A 609-nucleotide genomic window follows, 5' to 3' on the forward strand; every position below is an offset into this window, starting at 1 on the left:
ACATTGGAGATCTTCTCCTCGGCCGCGAGCATCAGCACGAGATCGCCTGTCTTGACATGGTCGCCCTGCTTGACCGGCAGCTTTTCGATGACGCCGGCGACGCGCGTCGCCAGCACGGCGCGCTTGTCGGCCTCGGTCAGGCCGGAGATGCGGATGGCGCGCGCGAAGGTCTTGCGCGGCGGCGTCACCACCGCCACGGTGCGCGACGCGGCCTTTGGCTCAGCCTCGGCTGTCTTCGCCTTGGCGGCCTCCGGCTGGCCGGCGCCGGCCTGTTTGTCGGTCGTAGCCGACTTGTCGGTAGTAACCGACTTCTCGGTGGTGACAGACTTGTCCGCGGCGCTGCCGACAGAGGAAAACTCGCCCGTTCCCATCCAGGCCGCGAAACCGATGAGCACGGCAACGGCTGCAAGCTTGTGAAACCTGATTTTCGGCATCGTCATTTTTCCGTAGCAGGACCTGGCTAGGTCGGCGCTTCCGACTTGGGCGCGCGGCCGATATGGGTGTGCGCGGGGCCTAGTTCAATTTGCCGTGATCGGCGGACGCCGCTTCTACCTGAAAGTTGCGGCGCAATATAGTCGGAAAAGTTGCCGGAACATTGCGGCGGGGGAC

The 609-nt window shown here is 64.5% G+C and carries 1 protein-coding gene; it reads right to left on the reverse strand.

Annotated elements, in window-relative coordinates:
• On the reverse strand, positions 1 to 434 hold a 434-nt coding region (locus EOA28_RS37810; RefSeq protein ID WP_128315950.1), incomplete at its 3' end, for a biotin/lipoyl-binding protein.
• Between the last annotated feature and the right edge of the window lie 175 nt (positions 435 to 609).

Source organism: Mesorhizobium sp. M2A.F.Ca.ET.067.02.1.1 (assembly GCF_004023285.1).
Lineage (GTDB): Bacteria > Pseudomonadota > Alphaproteobacteria > Rhizobiales > Rhizobiaceae > Mesorhizobium.